Source organism: Desulfuribacillus alkaliarsenatis, assembly GCF_001730225.1.
Taxonomy (GTDB): domain Bacteria; phylum Bacillota; class Bacilli; order Desulfuribacillales; family Desulfuribacillaceae; genus Desulfuribacillus; species Desulfuribacillus alkaliarsenatis.
In genome coordinates this window covers 76,592-100,707 of sequence record NZ_MIJE01000001.1, presented here as the reverse complement: position 1 = coordinate 100,707, position 24,116 = coordinate 76,592, and the positions used below count along the sequence as shown (strand labels likewise).

The window sequence follows — 24,116 nt, the reverse complement described above, 5'->3', positions numbered from 1 at the left end:
TGGACGATTATCAGCTTTCGTAATCGACATTCACCCATATAAAGCGCCCGTTTTTTGTAAACTATTGACTCACCATCCCCAGTTAGCTCGCATAGGCTATAGGTGTATAGCTTATGAAAGGGCAGGTGACAACTATGAACAAACAAACCCAAAACGTATCCTTAGGTAAACAAAAGGCAAAATCAAGTCGAATAGTAAAATCTAAAGGCAAAAAGACTGCTATTAAAACAAAGCCAAAGTCTACCAAGGACAAATCTATTAGCAATCAGCAAGTAAGTACAGAAAGTGTATCTAACGCTCTCAACAACGTCTCAAATATCGATACAGTTACCATTAAGAATGTTCATAATATAACTAAGGAGTTAATAACTACACTCTATACAGTTGAAAAATCATTACTATTACTAAATAAACTAATATCAATCATGGATAACTATAAAATCAATCTTAATAGCTTAAACAAAACTGAACTTTCAGGTGTTCTGAAGAAATTGAATTTAGAGCAATTAGATAAGGCTGTGCATTTACTACAAAAGCCCGAAATTATCGGATTGCTAAACAGCTTAAAATCATCCACAGAGTCAGAGCAAAATAAACAAGTATAAAAACAAATACGACTAGCGCGAACTAGTCGTATTTGTTTTCTTTCTTATACATTACAATAGCAAGCAATAATCACCAACAAGATAAATAACACTAAAATCATCGGAAGGTTACCAGTAAGAAAGTGACTCATAATTTCACCTCCTTTTAAGTATTAGACTATTAAGTGATTTCTCATGATATAGTATGATAGATTGAGCAATATGTAATAAACAGATGCCTATTTTAGAGCCTAAAAAAAAGCTGCTGAGAATTATTAACTCAGCAGCTTTCTAACTATTCAAATTTTAGTTAATGTTATTTCTTTTTGTTCTTAATATCACTTAAAACCTTATTTATCGAATCTGGATCTTTAGGATTAAGCTTTTGGTTTTTTAACATATCAACGATATTGTCAAGTTTCGTGTCATCGGCTTTAATATTTGCTATTTGCGCTAGCGTCTTTAAAGTTTCCTTTAACTGTTTTTCGTTGTTTAGTGACTCTGGCGTTATCTTTTTCGCTAACCCTTTTAATTGATTACTATGCTGATTGAAAAAGTTTTTGAACTTTTCATCTTCAAAAATATTGTTCTTGCTCACCGTTTCTCACCCCTTCATTGTTTTCATTACTAATGTATGAAGGAGCTTAATAATTGGTTAGCCTATTTCTTGTGTATTATTATATTTTTCGTAAATTGCTAGGAAACATTTGACACCTACAGCTAAACTATCTTCATCAATATCATATTTGGGATGATGCTGCGGATAATTGAACTGCTTCGCGTGATTACCAGCACCTACAAAGAAAAAGACACCTGGAATTCGCTTTTGATAATAAGAGAAATCCTCTCCACCCATGACCGGGGGAATTTGTATAATGTTTTGAGTGTCAATAACCTTGCTGAGCTCTGCTGTCACTTCTTCAGTTAATGACTCATGATTATTAACTGGTGGGTAGCCCTCGATGTATATCAACGTATGTTCAGCGTTATATGTTTTACACACTAGAGTGACAATTTCATCAATGCGCTGTTTGATTTGTGCTCGAACCTCTGGTAGGAAGGTTCTAACTGTGCCAGTTAATTTTGCTTTATCGGCAATGATGTTAAAGTTCGTTCCAGCATGTACTGTCCCAATCGATAGAACAGCCGAATCTAAGGGGTTGATATTCCTACTAACAATCGTTTGCAGACTCTGTATAACTTGACTGGCCACAATGATAGTATCTACTGTTTGGTGGGGCATTGACCCATGACCGCCCTTACCCTGTATATTGATGATAAAGCGGTCTGCGGCTGCCATCATCACCCCTGGTCTGATTCCTATTTTGCCAATTTCTAAGGACGACCATAGATGTAAGCCAAAAATTCTCTTAACATTACCTAAAGCACCTGCTTCGATCATCGGTATAGCTCCACCTGGAACCTGCTCCTCTGAGTGCTGAAATATTAACCGTACACTTCTCTTCAGCTTGCCTTGTAGCTGCATTTCCTTTAATACCTTAGCTAGACCAAGTAATATTGCCATATGACCATCATGACCACAGGCATGCATGACTCCCAGCTCCTTGGAAGCGTATGAGCAGTCTTTACCTTCCTCGATAGGTAATGCGTCAATGTCTGCCCTGAATGCAATCTCTTCGTCTGTTAATCCAGGAATCAGCGCAACAAAGCCTGGCATGCCTTCGAACTCCATAATATCTATTTCCATATCTCTTAACCATGCTTTTAGCCGTTTGACCGTTTCCCATTCTTGGTTTGAGATTTCAGGAAATTGATGTAATGTTCTTCGCCATTCACTAAGCTGTCCTATAAGCTGACCATCTATATATTTAAACCAATCACTAATTGATTTTGGCAAAGGAATTACCCCTCTCGTTTTAAGCAGGATTATATTCGTTATTGTACTTCTATTCATTAAAATACGTTGTTATATCATACCAATCTGCCCTTTTAAATTGCAATGGATCATCGTGATACACAAACATATAATATGACACTTGTTCCTCTTTATTACCCATAATATCATATTGAAACACTTCTATATGTACACGTTTACTCAGATTTCTCATGTTTAGTTCAGCGTATTGTGGAAAGTATTTTTGCACGATGTCTGGATTGCTTAGCATCGCTTGCTTGCGCTTCTTGAAGCCTTCTGGTTGAAACTCCATAATAAAATCAGGAATTTTCCCATGGGGGCTAAGTCTGATAAAATCAAATTTCAATGTCTCTTGAATCCTTAACAAAAATACTTCATTGCATGCTGAAGGTTCTATTTTCGATTCCTCTAAGCAGCGTTTAGAGAAACCATATAAGGTATTATACATTGACCCTTGACTATGGGCGCGTTCAAAGACTCCCACTTCCTTACAATAATCTGCAAACTGCTCATAAAAATCGAACGGTTTAGTATTTAAGGTTTTTATTAAAAGCTTTAACGATTGATCGAACTGATGGGAATTATAATAATGGTCTAATGTATGCTCAATCTCTTTTAGTTTTATAATTTCCTTGTAGCTAAGAACGCTAGTCATTAACACTTCATACGGTGGTTCTGATGTATATACGAGTCCGTAATCACGTTCACGTGCTCTAATGCCCGAGCCTTTGAGGGCTTTCAGGAAGCCCATCTGTAGCTTGTCTGGCTGTAATTCATATACATCATTAAAGGATTTGGCAAACTGCTGATACCCTTCATATGGTAGGCCGACAATCAAATCTAAATGCTGATGAATATTGCCACCTGCATGAATCTCCTCAACTGCCCGCTTTAGCTTCTCAAAGTTCGTTGTTCGTTGTATCTCCGTTAATGTACGTTCATGGGTCGATTGTACACCAATTTCGAACTGAAACAAACCTTGAGGGGCTTTTTGTAGAAATTCAATCATATCATCCGTTAATAAATCTGCAGATATTTCAAAATGAAAGTTTGTTTTCCCTTGTTGATTATCAATAATCCACGTGAATAATTCCATGGCATATTTAGGGGCGCAATTAAAGGTACGGTCAACAAATTTAACCTGCTTTACCTCTGCTGCGATGAACTTTAATAAATCCCTTTTCACCCTGTCAATTGGAAAGAATCGCACACCTTGGTCTGTAGATGATAGACAGTATTGACATGAATAAGGGCAGCCCCTAGATGTTTCATAATAGATAATTCTGTGCTTGTATTGCTCTGAATCAAAACCCTGTTCATATGGTGACAATATATTGGATAAATCTTTAATCCTTCCTTGCTCTGTGGCTGGTCGTATCTCCTTTGCACTTGAAACTCGGTAGCTAACGTTATTAGGCAGAAAATAATCAAGGTTTTTTTGATATTTTTCTTGATGATGCCCCTGAAGTTCATAACAGATTACTTCAGCAAAGGCATACTCTCCCTCTCCACAAATAATATAATCAATTTCTGGATATTGTAGTAACAAATTATTTGAGTCAAAGCTGACCTCTGGCCCTCCAAGTATTATTTTAATATTTGGTGCAACTTTTTTTAGATTTTTAACAATTTTAAAAATCATTTCTATGTTCCATATATAGCAGGAAAAGCCGACAATATCGGCTTTCATTTCATATATATTAGCTGCAATATCTGAAGCATGCTGATTGATTGTATACTCCGCTTTTTGTAGCTCAATCGGACATTTTTTATAAGCATGCTCTAGGTAATAATTTTCTAGATACCTTATAGCAAGATTGCTATGTATGTATTTTGCATTTAAGGAGACTAGTAGTACCTTTCCCCTGTGGGCTGTATGTATCTTTTCTGTCATAGCTAGAATTCTCCTTTATATAACTTATACATTGCTATACTTTGTGAACTTAGTTTCACCTTTAATTATTGGTTATATAAAGACTTATTTCGATATATTACAGAAAAAATCCTGCATATACAGAATTTTATTTAGATTTAGATTTGTATTTACTGTTGTTTTAACATTTTTGCCGTTTTCTTTGCAACAGCCACTGACCCTTCTATTGAAGGCCAATTCAAATAATCACCACAGAATAATAGCCCTTTATTTATATTTTGTTGCTGTTTAAATTGAAAATCCTTGACCTCCTGTGCTTTATTCACGTAAGGATGTGGTAGCCCAATAGGTACATCATACAACTTTGACCATGTTACGTGTTCGCGATATCTTGTAATCAATTTTTCTGCTTCCTTAAGTATCATTACTTTCTTTTCTCTTTTATTGTATGCTGATAGTTTTTCCGTAAAATGGGTATGTGTGTATAATGTATGTAATCCATATGGCTCTGGTACATGCTTTCTGAATTTCTCATGTTCAAGCGTTATGCTTGATACACCAGATGTCTCCGTAGGAGGGACAATAAAGCTATATGCACCAGGTCTAATTCTATGATTATATCCAGTTATAAGACTAGTGGTTTGTGTATACTTCTGTTTTTCTAGAAAAATAGTTTGCTCTAATGTTAAGTCTAAAGCCTTTGGAAAAAGCTCCAACGCCTGCATGCTCGGTATAGCAACAATAACCTTTTTTGCACTCCAAAGCTCTTGATAGTTTTGACGATTACTTGTTACGACAGTCCAACCATACTGCGTCCTTATAAGCTGCTCCGCTTTTTGCTCTAGCTTGACATTTAACTTTTTTGCTAAGGCTTCAGGCAGCTTCTTCAAGCCTCCACGGAAAGTATATAAGTGAAAAGAGAGTACATTTTTAAGCATTGTCATAAATAATGGATAACTGGCCTCAGCTGTGCTCATAAAATATAAGGATGAAATCATAGGCGATATGAAGCTTCGTAGTATATGTGGATTTAAGCGTTTAAATGCGTACTCCTCCATAGTTAAATTATCAATCCCTGCACTTTTTTCAATATCCTGATGGCTAATTTTCGACCAGTTTTTCAAGGTGTCAAACATTAGGTTTTTTAGCTTGATACGATCTCTAATCTTAAGCCCTGGTGGAAGCATCAGATGCCAGGGTGACTCTTGGTCAGCTAATTGAAATACCCCTTTCATTTGTATAAACATTGCATTATGAAATCGTTCTAGGTCTTTTTCAATCCCGAGTTCTTTTATTAACCTAAAGGTTTCATTATAGAACCCCCCTAAAAACTGAGCACCCACTTCATATGTGAAGTCGTCAACCTGCTCCGTATATATTCTTCCACCAACACGGCTATTTGCTTCTAAGACTAGTACTTTGTGTCCCTGTTTCTGAACTTCATACGCTACAGTTAAACCCGAAATCCCAGCACCAACAACTATTATATCATAATCGCTGCCCTCAATTCCGTTAGTTGCACTTTTGCCAATATGCGTCTCCATCCAATCGCTCCATAGAGTGTATTTTACCTAACTGTCTTTTCTTCTTTTCTTCTCTATATATAATTTACTATGTTTGATTAAATATACAGAAATTTACATATAAAAAGCACACCTTCTAATTAGTAGATGGCATGCTTTTATAGCTTATGATTATGACTATTTCGATTGTAGCTTTAAATTTAATTTAAGAAATGACTAAATCTTCGATTACAACACTTAGCTGTTTATTCAAATCAATAACCTGTGATGAGGTATTTAATCCACCATCAAGTTTAATTATTGGTCTAGTTGGTACTTCAGGATTTGCTTGCATAACTTCTCCAATTCTACCGTCGTTCAAGCGAATTTTGCAGCCAACAGGGTAAATGGAACAAGAACGGAATAGCAAACGCAAGATATCTAAATCAATTTGTTTACCTGCAATCCCCCATAGAACTTCAATTGCCTCAGATGGTGTCATCCGTTTCCTATATGGTCTATTTAGAGTCAGTGCACTATAAACATCAGCAACGGAGGTGATGCGTACAAATTCTGGCAATGTCCCTTTGTGTAAATTAAATGGATATCCTTTACCATCAAGTCGTTCATGATGCATTAATGCGATACAGGAAATATTATAACTAACCCCTAAAGATGATTGGAGTAATTCATGTCCGTAGATTGTGTGTTTTTGAACTTCTATAAATTCTTGCTCATCTAATTTGTTCTTTTTATTTAAAATTTCAACAGGTATTCTCACTTTCCCAATATCATGTAAAGCTGCCCCAGTACCAAGCTCATATAATGTCCTTCTAGAATATCCTCTTTGACAGCCAATTAATATCGCTAGTACCGCAACATCGACGGAATGTATAAAGGTATATTTTTCCCTATGGCGAATATGCTCAAAGCTTTTTAATACGTTGTTGTTATTAAAAATCATATCTGCCATGTTTTTAATCGTATTGGCAACAGGATTAATATTAATAGCCCTATTATTTTGAACATCATAAAATAAGTTGTCCAAAACATTTTTTGCATCTTCATAGCATTTATTAAATTGTTGATCGACATCAGTTGCCTCAATGGCAATTTCTTGGACTCCCCACTTCTTGAGTCTGTCAATAATTTTATGATTTATTATTATTCCGCGAGGTAGCAACCAATTACTTCCGCTATAGATGTCTTCAGCTAGTACTTGTCCAGGTGTTATAAATTCTGTAGATACCTTCATTTCACTACTACCACCTTAATCATATACTTATACCAATAGGGCATTCGGTAATTCAGTTAGGTAAATTGCCAATTTAAAACAATACACCCAGTCACTTATTTCACACTATTTAGGCAAATTTTACAAGTATTGAAAACAACAAAAAACAAGACTCAGACAAGAGAGTCTTGCTTAATCTTCAATTCTCTAATATTCTTTTAGAAATACAGTTTTCTTATGGTTTCTTTCGTATTCGACATATTTCGACACACTTCGACATGCTTTGATTATTATATATAGCTTTATTCTGCTTGCAGCCGATGCAATGTTATCTCTGGTCTAGAATTATATCTAACATTGATAGCACTTTGCCCTAAGCCAGCACTGATATACATGCGTTTACCTTTGTAGTCTAATAAGCCTTTATACAAATTCTGCTTAGGTAGCACACCCATAGGGTATAACCTAAAGGCATAAGGAAAATCACATTGACCGCCGTGAAAATGTCCCGCTAAAAGATAATCGACTTTATGGCGCCCATCCATATGAAGTATTATGTTAGGATCATGGGTTATGACAATTGAAAGAGCTCGTTCATCTATGTTAGCGTACGCTAATTCTAAGTTGCTGCGACGTAAATGGTAATCATCAATACCAATAATATTGATATCCTTACCCTTATAATTAATTTGAATCGACTCATTCTGTAGAACCTTGCAATTATAGCTCTCCATAATCGCAATAAGCTCGTTAACCTTATCTCCAAGACGATAGTCGTGGTTTCCTAATACTGCATACATTCCGTATTTAGGCTGTAAACGTGCAATATATTGCATGTATACAGCCCATTTTGGCAAATTACCAGGCTCATCTAAATAGTCACCCGTTAAGACTATCATATCAGGGTTAGTACCCTTAATCTGCTCATACATCTTTTCTGGCGAAACTGAAATTCTTTCCATATGCATATCTGATAAATGCAGAATTCTCATCCCACATACATTTTCTGTACAGCCTGGCAGGTCAACATCTACCTCCTGAAGTATCGGACGGAATGTGTTCCAATATCCATAGGACAGGATAAAGCTAATTATAAACATTAAAATCACTATCAAACCTTCCACACACTCCCTTAAATTATAATTTACCGTATAGGTACCCAGTAACTATACTAAAGATTAGCCAGCTAATTACGCCATCAATGCGAATTAATCTAATTGCACTCTTTTCAGGCATTTGTAAAAAACCAACCCTTTGGTATAGCTTGAACACTAGTCTTGGTGAGACAATTTCAATCATAGACCAAACCGTCACTAGTGCTGAGATAATTAATAGTACGAGAATTAACATTACTGGACCACCTTGTTATTAGTTTACTACATATAAATTATTATATAAGGGTTTTCGCAAAAAGTTAACATAACATTCGATTTTCATTTATACTTCCTACATATTTTAACAAGAAATTAACGACATGTATAGTGGCTGACAAGTAAAAAGAGGAGCTCTTTAGCTCAAGCTCTCCCCTTTTGTTAACAATATTCAATTACAAGAAATACTGCTGATGTTTTCTACTACTGGAGCTTTTCTAATACTGCAAATATTTCCTCATTATTTGGCTGCTTCTCAATTGGATGAACATCTATGAAGCGGATAATCCCTTCTTTGTCTACAACAAATAAAGCACGCTCAGAGATACCCTCTGCTCTTAAAATGCCGTACTTGTCTGTAACTTCTCCATGGGGATAGAAATCTGAACAAAGCGGGAAAGATATACCTCCTAATGACTTCTGCCAAGCATCATGACTAGGTACACTATCAACACTCACACCCACAACTTGGGTGTTTAATCCTTCAAAACGCTGAATTTCTTTTTCGTATGAAGGAATTTGGTTCGTTCAGACAGGTGTCCAATCTAATGGATAAAATACAATAAACACATTTTTCTTGCCTTTAAAATCACTTAGCTTAACAAGCTCCTGTGGCCCACATGCCTTCAGTTCAAAATCAGGGGCAGGGTCGCCTACTTTTAATGTTTTAGTTTCAGTAGCACCTTCTGGCATAATTATCCTCCTTTTATTCTTAATTGGAATAATACTTATATTATTATTTGTATAATTCTGATTCAAAGTCAACTTTTTTCATGTAAACCACTAATAAATTGTGGAAGTTTTGTTTTAAAAACTGCCAGCTTCTTTATGCATGCTTTATGTTGTTTTAAGAAAAGATAACTATGAGGGAGATTAAGGAGGTGAGACTATATGAACTTTATTTGGTTTTTAATCATCGGTTTAATCGCAGGTTGGGCAGCTGGTAAAATTATGCAAGGAAGCAGTTTCGGAGTTGGTGGTAATATCATTGTCGGTGTAATTGGTGCTTTTATCGGAGGATTCCTATTTGACCTATTAGGCTTTACAACTTATGGGTTGATTGGATCCATTATTACAGCTACCATAGGTGCCGTATTACTACTGTTTATTGTTAACATGGTAAGGCATGGTGAAGCCCGTGTTGATAAGGATAACAGAGAATAAGAATAACTCCTCACATATAAATAAGCAGGGATACTAAAATTATATATCTTAGTGCCCCTGCTTATTTGATACTAAGATTCATCTTCGCAACCCTCTACCCTCGGCTGAGTTGGATCACATTTAGGTGCTGGTAATGAAGTTACTTGGGCCAGCTTATGCAAGTAATAGCATTCTTCCCGAGCCATATGGTCAAACATAAGTGTATCAGTCACTGTAAGAAATCTATTTTGTTTTTCTAATCCTTCTAGCTCACGTAGGAAAACCTTAAAGTCCCAAATGTCTTGGGCAACCTGTTGGTTAAAACGATCAAGCCTAGGAAAAGTGCGTAAACCTGTTCGCATATAATCGCAAAGTTCAACTGCTTTAATATACATTTCCTCAAATCTTAGTGTAAATGATTCGCTCTGGTCAATGACATTCTTCTCAATCATATCGGCATCACCCATGACTGCCGCCGCATGGCCTGCTGCATCGAGTAGCCACGCTAAATGTAAGTCAATCGCTTCTATGATAGGCATTTGCTGCTTTAGAAGCATACAGAGCACTTGTAAATACTCCTCCACTTCTGTAACCATATGATTTAGAAATGTTGGCGGTAAACCGATAGCAATATCTCCTACTAAATGACGCTTAATTAAGTGTAGCTTGAAGTTTCTTATTTTTTCTGAATATAGTTTAGCTTCCTTGGTCAATTCTATTAACTCTGCCTCACTAAGCTTAGCACGTGATTTATTTAGTAATTCGTCAAAGGTACATATAAAATAATGGGCATGCTTTATTTCTTCTTGCTCTGATGTTGACAGCGTATTAAAGATAAACCGCGCGTGGTCGCCTAAAACCTGTAACCAGAATTGATGTTCAAAAATTGCGGCTTGCCGAAAATCCATACTCAAATTCATCCCTCCTATGTTTCATAATTAAAAAATTAATCAAATCAAAAAACCACATACATACTAGATATATGTGCCTTTGTAGACATTTAGAAGGAATTATTATTAAACACAAAGGGACGGTGCATCACAGCAGAACCGTCCCCTTGTGTTCTATTTTAGATTGTCTGGATTTAGGCCTTTGAGTTCATCGATTACGAACAGACCATCTTTACGGATTAACCTACCATCAAAGTACATTTCTCCACCGCCGTATTCTGGGTTTTGAATGCAAACAAGATCCCAGTGGATGGCTGATTTGTTGCCATTACTCGCTTCGTCATAACACTTCCCAGGGGTTAGGTGGAAGCTTCCGCCAATCTTTTCGTCAAACAGCGTGTCCTTCATTGGTGTATGAATATAGGGATTTACGCCAATGGCAAACTCACCGATATAGCGGGCACCTTCATCTGTATCAAAGATTTCGTTAATCTTTTCTGTGTTATTAGCAGTTGCCTTAACTATCTTGCCTTTTTCAAATTCTAGTCTTATATTCTCATAGGTGTATCCCTGATATACTGCTGGTGCGTTATATGTAATATAGCCATTAACAGAATCTTTGACTGGAGCTGTAAATATTTCTCCGTCCGGGATATTCATCTTACCATCGCACTTAACTGTTGGTATATCTTTAATAGAGAACGTAATATCCGTGCCTTCTCCTTTTATATGAACTTGATCTGTTCCATTCATTAGTTCAACTAATGGATTCATCGCTTTAGACATTTTTTCATAATCCATGTTACATACGTCAAAGTAGAAGTTCGTAAAAGCTTCTGTGCTCATATTAGCAAGCTGTGCCATAGACTCGTTCGGGTAACGCATTACGCACCATTTAGTGTTCGGAACACGCTCTTCACCATGCACCTTATGCATTAGCTTTTCCATATAGAGCTTCATCTTATCTCCAGGCACATCTGCTAGCTCATTAGCGTTATTGCCGCCACGAATACCTATATAAGCGTCCATAGTCTTCATTCTAGCTAATTCCCATTCACCCACTTTACTGAGCTGCTCGCCAGTAGCTTCCATTAGTAATTGGCGAGTAATTTGCGGGTCTTTGATTGTTATATATGGATATGCTCCTACTTTATAAGCTTCCTTAATCAGCTCTTTAACAAGCGGAATGTTCTGCCCTACAACTTCAATGAGAAGCTTCTCTCCTTGCTTTAATTCAGTCGAATAATTCACCAGTTTGTTAGCTAGTTCTTGTACTCTAGGGTCCATATTTGCCTCCTACTTCATTTGTTACCTATAGTATATTCCCTCAGCATTCTTTTACAATTCACAGGATAATCATCTGCAACCCTAATTATTAACCCTAATTATTACTGTTGTCTAATTCTTCATTAACCATTCGGTTTAAGATATGATTAATACCAACTGTGCGCTCGACCTCTAGTACAAAAGCAATGCCTTTCCCTGGCTTATCTAATTGTGCTTTTTTCACGATAGCTTCGAGTACTTTATTGGTTAAACTACGCTCTATTAATGTAAGTACAATTTCCTTTTCAGGCTCAATTTGAAACGAAAACAGTTTTGCCTGTTCATGTATACCCGTGCCCCGTCCAAATATAATTGTCCCACCTTCTGCTCCAGCTTCCTTAGACGCATCCACGACTAAATCCGAGTTTCCCTTATTAACAATTGATACAATTAAATCATACAAAAGTGATTTATCCATCCCTCTGCCTCCTAACAGTCCATGCATATTTGACCTTTTAACAAATGACAAATACCTGCTAATTTTTTCGCATCTATTACAAAACCTACACCTGTTCCAGGTTTATCTAATTTGCCAGCTTTCTCAATTGCCTGTAATACTATATCTACCTTATCCTCACTAACTAGAGTTAGGGTAATTTCTTTTTCAGGCTCGATTGGAATTCCCAGGAACGTGTGCTTCTCGTGAATCCCCGTGCCCTTACCAAGGATAATCGTACCTCCTTCAGCCCCTGCTTCCTTTGAAGCTTTGACTATCTTTGATGCTATTCCTTTTTTTACAATGGTAACTAGAAGCTTATGATTCGTATTCAATGTCACGTTCATTCTCTTTCTCCTTCCTACCATAGAGCGCGCCGAGCGTTAGTACTGCTAATATCGGCGCAAGCGCTACTAGCGTTATCATTCCAAAACCATCCATTAGCGGGTCTCTACCTTCAGTAACTGTTGCTACACCGACTGCCATCGCCATAATAAACGTAACAGTCATCGGACCTGTCGCAACGCCTCCTGAGTCAAAGGCAACTGCTGTAAATGTCCTATCATTAAAGTAAATCATCAGTAGTGCTAACAGATACCCTGGTATTACAAAATACCAAAGGGATATTCCTAGCAATATTCTTACCATCGATAATGCTACGGATACGGCTACACCAATTGACAAAGTATAAAGTAATACCTTTTGCGGTATGTAACCACCAGATACCTTTTCCACTTCGTGATTTAAAATTCTTACAGCTGGCTCAGCGTAGGTCGCTACAAAACCAAAGACAAATCCGATGGGGATTAAAAGCCATTTGTAACGCATCTCGCCCATAATAGTTCCCATCATTTCACCTGCTGGTAAAAAACCAACATGTACCCCTTGCAAGAAAAATGCTAGTCCTACAAAAGTCAGGGCCATACCGACAAATATATCACGTACTTTTTTCATCGGTAGCTTTAGAAATACAAACTGAAAAAATAAAAATAAAACCAATAATGGAATGAGCGCCATTGAAACTTCAACTAATACATGCCCAAAGCCCTCGAAAATTTTAATCTTCATTGATAAATCACCCCTAGTATTAAGACAGCCAATACTGGTCCTATAGAAGCTAATGCCACTAGTCCAAAACCATCTGAAGATGCAGTTTTACCTCGTAGAACTGAAGCAACACCAACACCTAAGGCTAGAATAAACGGCACCGTCATCGGACCCGTTGTAACCCCACCCGCATCAAAGGAAATTGGTACAAAATGCGGTGGAGTAAAAGACGCAAGCAAAAATACTAAACCATATCCTACTACTAAAATATAGGTGATTGGAATACTTAAGATAATCCGCACCATTGCAAGACCTACAAATATAGCTACCCCTAATGCTACGGTATAAATCAGTAAATTCCTTGATATTTCACCATCTGAGACTAAGTCTACCTGTATTGCCAATACCCTTACATCAGGCTCAGCCACTGTTACTACAAACCCTAACAAAATACCAAAAAAGATTACCATCCAGCTCTTTCCTGTCTTCGGCAGTGCTGATCCTATCATTTCACCTACTGGCAAAAGACCAATATGTACTCCTAATAAAAAAAGAATTAATCCTGTAGAGACGAAGAATAATCCAATTAAAAATTGAATAAATGTCTCCATCGGCATCCAAATGATTGTAAACTGTAGTAATATAACCACTATGGTTATCGGTAGCACTGCATAAACTACCTCCATAACGGTATCTTTGACATTATGCAATCAGGTCACCTCCTTTATTTCTATATAATTCAACTTCTTCTAGCTATAAACATCTGCTCGCTAGAACTAACTCTCTTCTAGCACCAGCGGTACGACCTTATCTTCTAGTAATGACTGTTTCATGTCAATTACGCGCTGATTTTTAGAGCCTCTAAACTGTAGCTGTAGGCTTTTCTCTTCGATGCGAAAAGGCCCGTCGACCAATACATCAACGTATTCCATCATCGGCAAATCTTTCACCCTGTCAAAGGTAAATCCACTGAAAACCCATACGTCTAAATTAGGTTTTACTTTCTTAACAGCCTGAATTACTTTATGTACTGCTTCCGCTTGTAGGGTTGGTTCTCCACCAGAGATTGTTAAGCCCTTATGTAATGGATTTAGGTTCTCAAGGATTAACCGCACTAGCTCTTCTTCAGTAACTTCCTTACCTCCATCCAATGGTTGTAGCCCTGGATTATGGCAGCCCTCACAGGCAAGCTTGCACCCCTGTAAAAACACTACAAGCCGAATGCCTTTCCCATCAACAATTGATTCTTTAACTATATCAGCGTAACGTATCATTTACACACCTCATTTTATGCTAAATTTTGATAAAAAGCTAGAAACTATGCCTTGAAACTATAGGTTTAAGAAAACGGCCCGGATTTTCCGGGCCGTTCATTTTAATTAAGCTGTTGTTTAGCGTTAATTCCGTGCTTCACACGCTCGCGCTCTTCAGCAATCTTACCGTCATTCCATTTATCCATCGTTCCAACTAGATAGCCCGTAATTCTACGGATGCGCTCTATCTGTGGAGCTGAATTGGCGTCACGTCCACAGCCTGGACATACATCGTCGATAATTCCCGTATAGCCACACAATGGATCTCGGTCAATTGGGTGGTTAATCGAGCCATAACCGATGTTATGCTCTTTCATGGCACGAATTAATTGCTCAAATGCCTCTATGTTATTCTTAGCAGCCCCATCAAGTTCAATGTAGCTGATATGGCCGGCGTTACATAGTGCATGGTATGGAGCTTCTTTGACAATCTTGTCATAGGCAGAGATTTCGTAGTGCACTGGAATATGATAACTATTTGTATAGTATTCTCTATCCGTAACGCCTTCAATTGTTCCAAATTCCTTACGGTCGATTCTCGTAAAACGCCCAGCTAAGCCCTCTGCTGGTGTTGCAATCAATGTATAGTTGAGACGATATTTCTCCGCTGCTTCATCTAAGCGCGTACGAATACGATCTACGATAGCAACCCCTAGGTTCTGTGCTTCCTCTGACTCGCCATGGTGAGTACCAACCATTGCTGTTAGACATTCTGCTAGACCTATAAAACCACAAGTTAACGTACCATGCTTTAAGACTTCACGGATTTCATCCTCAGGCCCTAATTGATCAGCTCCAAACCAGATTCCCTGACCCATTAAAAACGGGAAGTTCTTCACACGCTTGCGTGCCTGTAGCAAATAGCGTTCATGCAGCTGGCTAATAACCAACTCTATCTTTTCGTCTAAGGCTTCAAAAAAACCAGCAATATCATTCTTATAAATAATACCTAGTCTTGGTAAGTTAATCGTCGTAAAGGATAGGTTTCCACGCCCGTAAGATACCCCATCGCTCTCAGGGTGAACAGATCCTAACACGCGCGTCCTACAACCCATTGTTACTACTTCTGTTTCTGGGCGCCCTTCTTGATAGTACTTTATGTTATAAGGTGCATCAAGGAATACGTAGTTCGGGAATAATCTCCGAGCAGAAACACGGAATGATAGTTTTAATAAGTCATAGTTTGGATCTTCTGGATTATAGCTAACGCCTTCCTTTACCTTAAACACTTGAATTGGGAAAATAGCTGTTTCCCCATTACCCAGACCCGCCTCTGTCGCTAATAAAATCTGGCGAGTGACCATTCTGCCCTCTGCACTAGTGTCCGTTCCATAGTTTATACTTGAAAATGGCACCTGTGCCCCTGCACGGGAATGCATTGTATTTAAATTGTGTAAGAACGCTTCCATCGCTTGATACGTCTTCTTCTCTGTTTTGCGATGAGCGTCACGGAAGGCAAAGGTTTGTAGTTTATTCACTTGTTCTTGATCAAGTGCAAATTTCTCTACTAAAGCTGCTTGTTCTTTCTTCTTATATTGATCAAAGTTACCGATGCTAAGCTTGTCCACAAAAGCATTAGTTAACATCTTTATTTCTTCTAGTAGTTCTTTAAATTCCTCTGAATCTAGCTCCCAAGCAAGTTTTTCCGTCAATGCTTCACGGTACTCTCGTACAAAGGTCTTACGGACACCCTTGGCTAATCCGTAGTCGAAGTTCGGGATTGACTGCCCTCCGTGCTGATCGTTCTGATTTGATTGAATCGCAATCGCAGCCAATGCACCATAGCTAGATATATCCTGTGGTTCACGTAAGTGACCATGTCCCGTACTAAAACCCGATTGAAATAATTTTTCTATATCTATTTGACAACAGGTTAATGTGCCTGTCGGTAAAAAGTCTAAATCATGGATATGAATTTCACCGTCTAAATGGGCTTTGGCATGCTTTGGCTTAAGTAAGTACATTCTAGCAAACTCTTTCGCAGATTCAGAACCAATCTTAAGCATTGTACCCATGGCTGTATTGCCATCGACATTAGCGTTCTCCCTTTTCATTTCGCTATCTTTAGCATCTGTAAAGACTATGTCATTATATGTTTGCATAAGTATTGATGCCTTGCTGCGTACTTCACTACGTTTTTGACGATACAATATGTATGCTTTCGCTACTTCATAGTAATTATGTTCAACTAATTTTTGTTCAACTATATCTTGTATCTGCTCTACCTCAAAAATCTGTGATTTCGCCGATGTTAAAAATTCCTCTACTTCAAAAGTTACCTCAGATGCAATTTTAGTTGCAATTTCCACTTCTTCTTTTTTTACATTTAGTACTGCTTTTTTGACCGCATTATATATCTTTTCTGAGTTGTAGCGGTCCATCCTACCATCACGCTTAACGATTTGCCAAGTTAGTTCTGATAACTTTAAAGCCATTAACAAATCCCCTCCCAAAAACACTACAATTTGTGTTCCTAAAACATATCACAGTCTATATATTGTATCAAGGTGCTAAAGTCTTATATATTGGACAAGTAAAAAGACAAGCTATAAAAGCCTGCCTTTTTCTCAATATTTGATTGTTTTTAAATTTTTTTTTACTAAATTACACCTTCAAAAAAGCTTGCTATTTACTCGCCTGAAATAGGCTTATGGGCGCGCTCAAATTCTGCTTGGATTTCTGCCGATGGCTCTTTATCCATTAAACTCACAACCACAATTGCTATCGATGAGAATAAGAAACCTGGAACCATTTCATACATAGCTGAGCCTGTGTACTCCCATAGAATTACTGTAAGGCCACCAACAATCATACCGACTAAGGCACCATTGCGAGTCATACGCTTCCAGAACAATGAGAAGATAATCGCAGGACCAAAGGCCGCGCCAAAGCCTGCCCACGCATATGCCACCAGTTCAAGGATACTTCCCTTATTCCAAGCAAGCATAACGGCTACAATTGCTATTACAATAACTGCAAAACGACCAACCCAAACCAATTCCGTTTGTGATGCGTCTTTACGGAAGAAAGTGCGATAGAAATCTTCTGTCAAAGCACTCGATGATACAAGCAACTGTGAGTCGATTGTACTCATAATAGCTGCTAAAATCGCCGCTAATAAAATCCCAGCTACCCACGGATTAAAGATAATCTGCACTAAATCAATGAATACGGTTTCTGGATTTGCTAGCGGTTGATCTGCAAACAATGCAATACCGACAAACCCGACAACAATAGCACCGTATAGAGATAACACTACCCAAACAACCGAGATTAGACGTGCCTTAGGAACATGCTTCGCCGAGCGAATTGCCATAAATCTCGCTAATATATGTGGTTGACCAAAATACCCAAGACCCCACGCTAGAGCAGATACGATTCCAACGAAGGATAAAGCCCCTGCTGACGTCCAAAGAATTCCTTCACCTAGATTATAGGATACATTTTTATTGACATCTAATAAATCAACGTTAATAGAACCAATAGTGGCGAACAGTGCATCTAATCCGCCTATATGTTGGATAGCTACAATTGGAGTAATTAATAGTGCAAAGAACATCAAACTACCCTGAAACAAATCTGTCCAGCTTACAGCAATAAAACCACCTAAAAATGTATAGGATATGATAACTAAAGCACCAACTAACAATGCTGTTGTGTAATCAATTTCAAAAACTGATTCAAACAGTACCCCGCCCGCTACTAAGCCTGAAGCCGTGTAGAATAAAAAGAAGATTAAAATGAATATGGCAGATACAACACGTAGAAGTCTTGATTTGTCATGAAAGCGGTTTTCAAAGTACTCTGAAATAGTAATTGATTCCCCTGCTAGCTCTGTATACCTACGCAATGGCTTTGCAACATATTGCCAGTTAATCATAGTACCAACTGCTAAACCGATTGCAATCCAGATGCTCCATAAACCCATTCCCGAAGCATAAGCGGCACCTGGTAATCCTAACAGTAACCAACCACTCATATCACTGGCCTGTGCCGATAATGCGGCAACCCAGCTATTTAACTTCCTACCACCTAGTACATAATCAGATAAATTCGTTGTCATTCGATAGGAAATAACACCGATTGCAAGCATTCCCACTAAATAAAAGACAAATGTAATATACGTTGGACTCACGACTGATCTCCCTCCCGTTCACGAAAATATGTCCAAAGTGCCCAAACAATTAACAAGGGCATTGGCACCAGAAACCAAAACCAAGTAGCTAAGGTTAATGAATATTCCACGTTAAACCCTCCCTTTTTATGTACTTGCATATATTACCACTTTAACACCGTAAAGCTCTTAAAAAATTATACACTTTATCCCATGATTTGTACATGTTATGGGTAAAATTGCACATTATTTCTATCCATTATTTACTATTAAGAGCTATGTTGGACTTAGCATACGTTACTACTGCTTTGGGGAATTATACTTAATATATATGTCAAGAAGGAGTGATTTATTTTGTCTATGAAAGTGGCTTTACTCGGAACCTGTATAGCAGATATGTTCTACCCACAAGCAATTGAAAGTACATATAAACTATTAAAACGTCAGGGTGTTACCGTTGATTATCCTGAAGATCAAATCTGCTGTGGTCAACCTTCCTTTAACTCTGGATATTTTGATGAAGCAGCCCGTGTAGCTAAGCATTTAATTAAGTCCTTTGAAAAAACTGAATATATCATTACACCATCTGGCTCATGTGCAGCAATGATTCGCGATAATTATCCTAGACTGTTTAAAGACGACCCACAGGCTTTAGAGCAAGCAAAGACGTTTGCCAATAAAGTTTATGAGTTCTCTGAGTTCTTTGTAAAGGTGCTCGGTGTTAAAGATTTAGGTGCTAAATACGATGCCAAGGTAACATATCATCACTCCTGCCATATGTCACGACTATTGCGGATTAAGGATGCACCTGTTGAATTAATCAAAAACATCGAGGGTGTAGAGTATGTAGAGCTGCCTAATAATCAGGACTGCTGCGGTTTTGGTGGTACATTCTCTGTAAAAATGGCCGATATCTCAAGCTCCATGCTTAACGAAAAGATAGAAAACGTGAAAAAGACAGGGGCAGAAATATTAGTTGGTTCAGACTTGAGCTGTCTAATGAATATAAGTGGTGGTCTAAGCCGTCAAGGAATAAATGTAAAGACTATGCATGTAGCAGAACTATTAGATAGGGGGCTACAATAAATGATGAATACTGATTTTCGCAAACGAGTTGACGAGGCATTGCATGACGATTTCCTCCGTGGTGCCATCAAGAACGCCACCGAACTCCTACGTACACGCAGAGTAAGTCAATGGGAAACCTTAGAGGATGCTCAGGAATGGCGAGCGAGAGCGCAAGCGATCCGAACCCATACCGTACTTAATTTAGATAAATACCTCGACCAATTCACTACTAAGCTTGAGGAAAATGGCGCTAAAGTTCATTGGGCTATGACGGATCAAGAGGCTGTGCGACACATACAAGCCATCTGTAGTGAAAAAAATGCAAAAATGGTCGTAAAATCGAAATCAATGGTATCAGAAGAAATCCATCTTAATCATCACCTTGAGAAAGATGGTATTGAGGTTGTAGAGACAGACTTAGGTGAATATATCATCCAATTAGCTAAGGAAACACCATCGCATATCATAGTACCATCGATTCACCATACACGAGGCTCTGTTTCGAAATTGTTCTCTAAAGTGGCTAAGGAAGAGCTACCTGCAGAAACGCCAGCACTAACGGCCTTCGCTAGAAAAGTATTAAGACAAAAGTTCATCGACGCTGACATTGGTATTACAGGCTGTAACTTTGCTATCGCTGAAACTGGTTCTATCGTTCTTTTCACCAATGAAGGTAATGGTCGCATGGTTAACAGTATGCCAGATACACAAATTGTCATTATGGGAATGGAACGGATTCTGCCATCCTTTAAGGATTTAGATCCAATGCTCGCGTTACTTCCAAGAAGCGCTACAGGCCAAAAGATTACAAGTTATGTATCAATCCTAAACGGGCCAAGACGTACCAACGAAGCAGACGGAGCGAAGAACATCCATGTAGTAATCGTAGATAATGGTCGCTCGCGCATATTAGGCAGCAAATATCAGGAGGTGCTTAACTGTATTCGTTGCGGCTCTTGCCTAAATGTATGCCCTGTATATCGACAAATTGGTGGACATGCTTATGGTTGGGTGTACCCTGGGCCAATCGGTTCCGTTATTACTCCATTACTAGATGGCTTAGAGCGCTGGGGCGAGCTACCCTATGCATCAAGTTTATGTGGCGCATGCTGGGAGGCTTGTCCAGTTAGAATTCCATTGCACGAATTGCTGCTTGAACTAAGGAACGACAAGACTAAGCTCGGCAAAAACACTAAAGAGAAGCTTGCATTCAAAATGTGGAGTAAAGCCTTCTCTAGTCCTGGGCAATACCGCATGATGCTAAAGGTCGGCAGAAAAGCACAAATACCATTTGTTAAAGATGGTAAGATTCGCGGTGGCGTTCCAGCACCTGTCTCAGAATGGACAAAAACCCGAGACCTGCCTCCTATAGCGAAGCAACCTTTCCACGAACGCTGGAATGAATTAAAGCGGGGTGATATATAATGACTACTAAAGAAACCTTCCTACGGCATGTAAAAGAACGAATGGCTAGAATGCCTGATACAAAGAAGGCCGAGGTTTTTGGCGATATTGAAAAAATCCGTGACAATTATAAGCTAACCTATGTAGAAATTGCCGACTCGACAGACGGAATGATTGAAAAGTTTAAGCAAGAGCTTAGTGCCCTTAATGGAATTGTCAAGATAACTAATTCTCCCGATGAAACATTTCAAGCCCTTAAGCAGGTGCTAGAAACCCACGGCTCCAAGAAAATCATAGCTTGGGACGATAGTACCCTTAACGGATTACCATTAGCACAACTAAATCAACAAGGCTATGAGATTATGACCAAGCCTAATGATACAATAGAATATAAGCATTTTGCTAAGGATGCTGACACAGGTATTACGGGCGTAAACTTTGCCGTAGCTGAAACTGGTAGTATTGTATTAAAGGCTGGTGTAGGCAAGGAGCGCAGTATTAGCTTATTACCAAATTTCCATATTGCTATTGTGAAAAGCAATCAATTTGTAAAACGCACAGCAGATATATTCGATTATTTAGTCAAAAATAAGGAGTCTTTACCTTCGTCTGTTAATTTCATAACAGGACCAAGCCGCAGTGCGGACATCGAAATGGATTTAAGCATTGGGGTTCATGGCCCTGCACAAATATGTGTGATAATTGAAAAATAAACATCTAAAGGAGCTAATGCGACATCACTACTTGTTGATGTTGCATAGCTCCTTTTTCATAGCCATCGTTAATTATACAAGCTTATAACCGACGCCCCAGACAGTTTTTATTAGCTCATCAACTTGAATTCCGTTACTTCTTAGCTTCTCCCTGAGGTTCTTAACATGTGAATCCACAGTTCGTAAATCTCCGTAAAAATCGTAACCCCACACAATTTCTAGAAGCTTTTCCCTACTCAATACCTTGCCTACGTTCGTAAGGAATGTCTGTAGCAACTGGAACTCCTTCGGAGTTAGTTCAATCTCTGCGTCATTATAAAAAACTTGGTGCGATCCTAAATCTAAACGAACATCCTTATAGGTTAGTACATCTGCATCGTCGTCTTTTGCCTCAGCGTTAGACCTACGAAGAATAGCTTCTATCCTAGCAAGCAATTCAATTTCTTCGAAGGGTTTAGTTACGTAATCATCTGCCCCTATCGTTAGACCCTTTACCTTATCTAAGGTTTGATCCCTAGCTGTAAGCATAATAATCGGCACTTTACTAAAATCTCGGATTAGCTTACATGCTTCGAAGCCATTCATTTCTGGCATCATAACATCAAGAATTACTATATCGTAATGATTTTTCTTAAGCTCTTGAATCGCATCCAGGCCAGAGTCCATTGTCATTACACTATAACCATTTTTCTTCAAATAAATTTCAATCAATTTCCGCATAGGTGCTTCATCATCAACTACAAGCACTTTCACTAATTCAGACATACCCTAACCTCCATGATTCTGTAAATATATTTCAAAAATCGTACCCTTGCCTAACTCACTGTATGCATATATTTCTCCACCGTGTAGCTCAATTATTTTCTTAACAATAGCTAATCCCAAACCTGATCCTCCAGTATCGCGGGAGCGTGACTTTTCTGCTCGGTATAGTCTTTGCCAGATGAGCGGCAGCTCCTGTTCTGGTATGCCTGGACCATTATCTTTGACTGCAATTTTTGTTAATTGATTGGTATGAGTAAGCTCTACAGTTACTTCACCAGATTCGGGAGTGTAGCGGCGAGCATTATCTAGTAAATTCAGTACTACTTGTGCCATTCTTTCCTTGTCCAGAGGTAGCTCCATCTTATCCTTGTCATAGATGAAGTTAAGCTTTATCTGTTTGTCTTGAAAAAGCGGTAAAATAGTGTTTATTGTGTCCTTAATCAATGCCACTAAGTCCGTTGGTTTTTTCATTAATGTAAACTGAGTTTCGTCCATTTTGCTTAAAGTCATAATATCTTGCACTAGACGTTGTAAACGCTTTGACTCATCATATATGATTTGACTATATTGTTGTACTTCTTTAGGGTCTGTAACATCACCATTTGCTAATAGCTCCGAATAGCCTTTTAGATATGTCAAAGGTGTACGTAATTCGTGAGAGATATCTGAAAGAAATTCATGTCTACTTGTTTCGTAATGCTGTAGGTTTTGGGCTAATGCATTAATAGTATTTCCTAAGTCTGACAGCTCATCATTTCCAGTAGACTTTATCTGTACATCATAGCGACCATTTGAAATTAGCTCTGTAGCATTTTTCATCTCTAAAACAGGCCTTGTGATTAGCTTTGATAAGAAGTAAATAAAGCTTATCCCTATTAAAATACTACCTACCCATACAGTAAATAATATCTTGAATTGGATGGCAACAGCATCTCGTATAGGCTGGGTTGGCGTATACATATAGACCATCGCTAGTACATGGTTATCCCTAATAACAGGTGAACTGGTTACGACATAAGGCTGATTTCTCCAGTCCGTCTCGATTGCCTGTTCGTAGACCAATATCGCTTCCATTGGTCGGCATATTTCTTCCATAGTGCCACAATTTATTTGATCTGAGGCAACTAATATATGTCCATCACGTCCAACAACTACTACATCTGTGATTGCCGCTTTCTCCATATGTGCAACATGACTTAGTGTAGTCGCATCAAACTGATCAGCCAACACCTCTGCATGTCCATTTCCCCGATGTAATAACTCGTCTGTCACATACTTTACAAAAAAATTCGTGAAATAGCTATGAGTAATAACAAGGATAACCGAAATAATGACTAACAGTATAATAGAAAACAGGATGCTTAATTTTACGGATATGTGTCGTAGCACTAGTAACACCTCCCCATCAAGTAACTTCTAATTATCTGAGTTAATAATACATTGATTTTACATTAAATA

The 24,116-nt window shown here is 38.2% G+C and carries 24 protein-coding genes; 5 read left to right on the top strand and 19 right to left on the bottom strand.

Translation table 11 applies throughout. The features are described 5' to 3' along the window. The first annotated feature begins 134 nt into the window (after positions 1-134). Positions 135-605 (top strand): hypothetical protein, encoded by a 471-nt coding sequence (locus BHF68_RS00495; protein WP_141706202.1) that lies wholly within the window; start codon positions 135-137, stop codon positions 603-605. Positions 606-900: 295 nt separating this feature from the next. Here BHF68_RS00495 and BHF68_RS00490 read toward each other — a convergent pair whose 3' ends face one another. From BHF68_RS00490 to BHF68_RS15520, 8 genes are all read right to left on the bottom strand, one after another. Beyond that, entirely contained in the window at positions 901-1,182 is a 282-nt protein-coding gene (locus tag BHF68_RS00490; RefSeq protein WP_069641692.1) for a stage VI sporulation protein F, read from the bottom strand. A gap of 57 nt (positions 1,183-1,239) precedes the next feature. Next, positions 1,240-2,442 carry an amidohydrolase gene (locus BHF68_RS00485; RefSeq protein WP_176719853.1) on the bottom strand — a complete coding sequence of 401 codons (1,203 nt, stop codon included), beginning with the start codon at positions 2,440-2,442 and terminating at the stop codon, positions 1,240-1,242. 49 nt (positions 2,443-2,491) lie between these two features. Further along, complete coding sequence (locus tag BHF68_RS00480; protein WP_069641691.1) at positions 2,492-4,354, bottom strand: B12-binding domain-containing radical SAM protein; 1,863 nt, start codon at positions 4,352-4,354, stop codon at positions 2,492-2,494. Positions 4,355-4,503: 149 nt separating this feature from the next. After that, the gene (locus BHF68_RS00475) at positions 4,504-5,877 is read right to left on the bottom strand and encodes a protoporphyrinogen/coproporphyrinogen oxidase (protein WP_069641690.1); all 1,374 of its coding nucleotides are present in this window, start codon (positions 5,875-5,877) and stop codon (positions 4,504-4,506) included. A 184-nt stretch (positions 5,878-6,061) separates the two neighbouring features. Further along, positions 6,062-7,090, bottom strand: a complete 1,029-nt coding sequence (locus tag BHF68_RS00470) for an HD-GYP domain-containing protein (protein WP_069641689.1) — start codon at positions 7,088-7,090, stop codon at positions 6,062-6,064. Positions 7,091-7,371: 281 nt separating this feature from the next. Beyond that, positions 7,372-8,193, bottom strand: a complete 822-nt coding sequence (locus BHF68_RS00465) for a metallophosphoesterase (RefSeq protein ID WP_176719852.1) — start codon at positions 8,191-8,193, stop codon at positions 7,372-7,374. A 13-nt stretch (positions 8,194-8,206) separates the two neighbouring features. Further along, on the bottom strand, positions 8,207-8,419 hold the full coding sequence (locus tag BHF68_RS00460; protein ID WP_069641688.1) for a hypothetical protein: 213 nt from the start codon (positions 8,417-8,419) through the stop codon (positions 8,207-8,209). A gap of 224 nt (positions 8,420-8,643) precedes the next feature. Beyond that, positions 8,644-9,132 carry a redoxin domain-containing protein gene (locus BHF68_RS15520; RefSeq protein WP_245669611.1) on the bottom strand — a complete coding sequence of 163 codons (489 nt, stop codon included), beginning with the start codon at positions 9,130-9,132 and terminating at the stop codon, positions 8,644-8,646. Positions 9,133-9,330: 198 nt separating this feature from the next. Here BHF68_RS15520 and BHF68_RS00450 point away from each other — a divergent pair, with 198 nt between their 5' ends. Then, positions 9,331-9,603, top strand: coding sequence for a GlsB/YeaQ/YmgE family stress response membrane protein (locus tag BHF68_RS00450; protein WP_069641686.1), 273 nt, complete (start codon positions 9,331-9,333; stop codon positions 9,601-9,603). 71 nt (positions 9,604-9,674) lie between these two features. Here the strand turns inward: BHF68_RS00450 and BHF68_RS00445 are convergent, their stop codons facing one another. The 9 genes from BHF68_RS00445 to putP all read right to left on the bottom strand — a co-directional run bounded on the left by BHF68_RS00445 (position 9,675) and on the right by putP (position 18,729). After that, entirely contained in the window at positions 9,675-10,490 is an 816-nt protein-coding gene (locus BHF68_RS00445; RefSeq protein ID WP_254006219.1) for a DUF2935 domain-containing protein, read from the bottom strand. Positions 10,491-10,646: 156 nt separating this feature from the next. Further along, a complete protein-coding gene (locus BHF68_RS00440; protein WP_069641684.1) occupies positions 10,647-11,759 on the bottom strand; it encodes an aminopeptidase in 1,113 nt (370 codons plus the stop codon). 94 nt (positions 11,760-11,853) lie between these two features. Next, on the bottom strand, positions 11,854-12,216 hold the full coding sequence (locus tag BHF68_RS15515) for a P-II family nitrogen regulator (protein ID WP_069641683.1): 363 nt from the start codon (positions 12,214-12,216) through the stop codon (positions 11,854-11,856). An 11-nt stretch (positions 12,217-12,227) separates the two neighbouring features. Next, positions 12,228-12,581, bottom strand: coding sequence for a P-II family nitrogen regulator (locus tag BHF68_RS15510; protein ID WP_069641682.1), 354 nt, complete (start codon positions 12,579-12,581; stop codon positions 12,228-12,230). Continuing rightward, positions 12,553-13,302, bottom strand: a complete 750-nt coding sequence (locus tag BHF68_RS00425) for a DUF1538 domain-containing protein (protein WP_069641681.1) — start codon at positions 13,300-13,302, stop codon at positions 12,553-12,555. The genes BHF68_RS15510 and BHF68_RS00425 overlap by 29 nt, the downstream gene beginning before the upstream one ends. Further along, positions 13,299-13,991: a DUF1538 domain-containing protein gene (locus BHF68_RS00420; RefSeq protein ID WP_069641680.1), complete on the bottom strand. Its 693-nt coding sequence runs from the start codon at positions 13,989-13,991 to the stop codon at positions 13,299-13,301. Before BHF68_RS00420 ends, BHF68_RS00425 begins: the two co-directional genes overlap by 4 nt. Before the next feature lie 66 nt (positions 13,992-14,057). After that, complete coding sequence (gene nrdG / locus BHF68_RS00415; protein ID WP_069641679.1) at positions 14,058-14,555, bottom strand: anaerobic ribonucleoside-triphosphate reductase activating protein; 498 nt, start codon at positions 14,553-14,555, stop codon at positions 14,058-14,060. Positions 14,556-14,656: 101 nt separating this feature from the next. Further along, positions 14,657-17,029 (bottom strand): anaerobic ribonucleoside triphosphate reductase, encoded by a 2,373-nt coding sequence (locus BHF68_RS00410; protein ID WP_069641678.1) that lies wholly within the window; start codon positions 17,027-17,029, stop codon positions 14,657-14,659. A gap of 194 nt (positions 17,030-17,223) precedes the next feature. Continuing rightward, positions 17,224-18,729, bottom strand: a complete 1,506-nt coding sequence (putP, locus tag BHF68_RS00405) for a sodium/proline symporter PutP (protein WP_084019092.1) — start codon at positions 18,727-18,729, stop codon at positions 17,224-17,226. Between the two features lie 339 nt (positions 18,730-19,068). On the opposite strand from putP, the gene BHF68_RS00400 reads away from it, so the two are divergent. Genes BHF68_RS00400 through BHF68_RS00390 form a run of 3 tightly spaced genes read left to right on the top strand, consistent with a single transcriptional unit; the run spans position 19,069 to position 21,893 of the window. Next, positions 19,069-19,794, top strand: a complete 726-nt coding sequence (locus BHF68_RS00400; protein ID WP_069642242.1) for a (Fe-S)-binding protein — start codon at positions 19,069-19,071, stop codon at positions 19,792-19,794. After that, a complete protein-coding gene (locus tag BHF68_RS00395) occupies positions 19,795-21,201 on the top strand; it encodes a LutB/LldF family L-lactate oxidation iron-sulfur protein (RefSeq protein WP_069641677.1) in 1,407 nt (468 codons plus the stop codon). After that, positions 21,201-21,893: a LutC/YkgG family protein gene (locus tag BHF68_RS00390; RefSeq protein WP_069641676.1), complete on the top strand. Its 693-nt coding sequence runs from the start codon at positions 21,201-21,203 to the stop codon at positions 21,891-21,893. The genes BHF68_RS00395 and BHF68_RS00390 overlap by 1 nt, the downstream gene beginning before the upstream one ends. Before the next feature lie 72 nt (positions 21,894-21,965). Here the strand turns inward: BHF68_RS00390 and BHF68_RS00385 are convergent, their stop codons facing one another. Continuing rightward, positions 21,966-22,658 (bottom strand): response regulator transcription factor, encoded by a 693-nt coding sequence (locus tag BHF68_RS00385; protein ID WP_069641675.1) that lies wholly within the window; start codon positions 22,656-22,658, stop codon positions 21,966-21,968. A gap of 3 nt (positions 22,659-22,661) precedes the next feature. Further along, positions 22,662-24,047 carry a sensor histidine kinase gene (locus BHF68_RS00380; RefSeq protein ID WP_069641674.1) on the bottom strand — a complete coding sequence of 462 codons (1,386 nt, stop codon included), beginning with the start codon at positions 24,045-24,047 and terminating at the stop codon, positions 22,662-22,664. Positions 24,048-24,116: the final 69 nt, after the last annotated feature.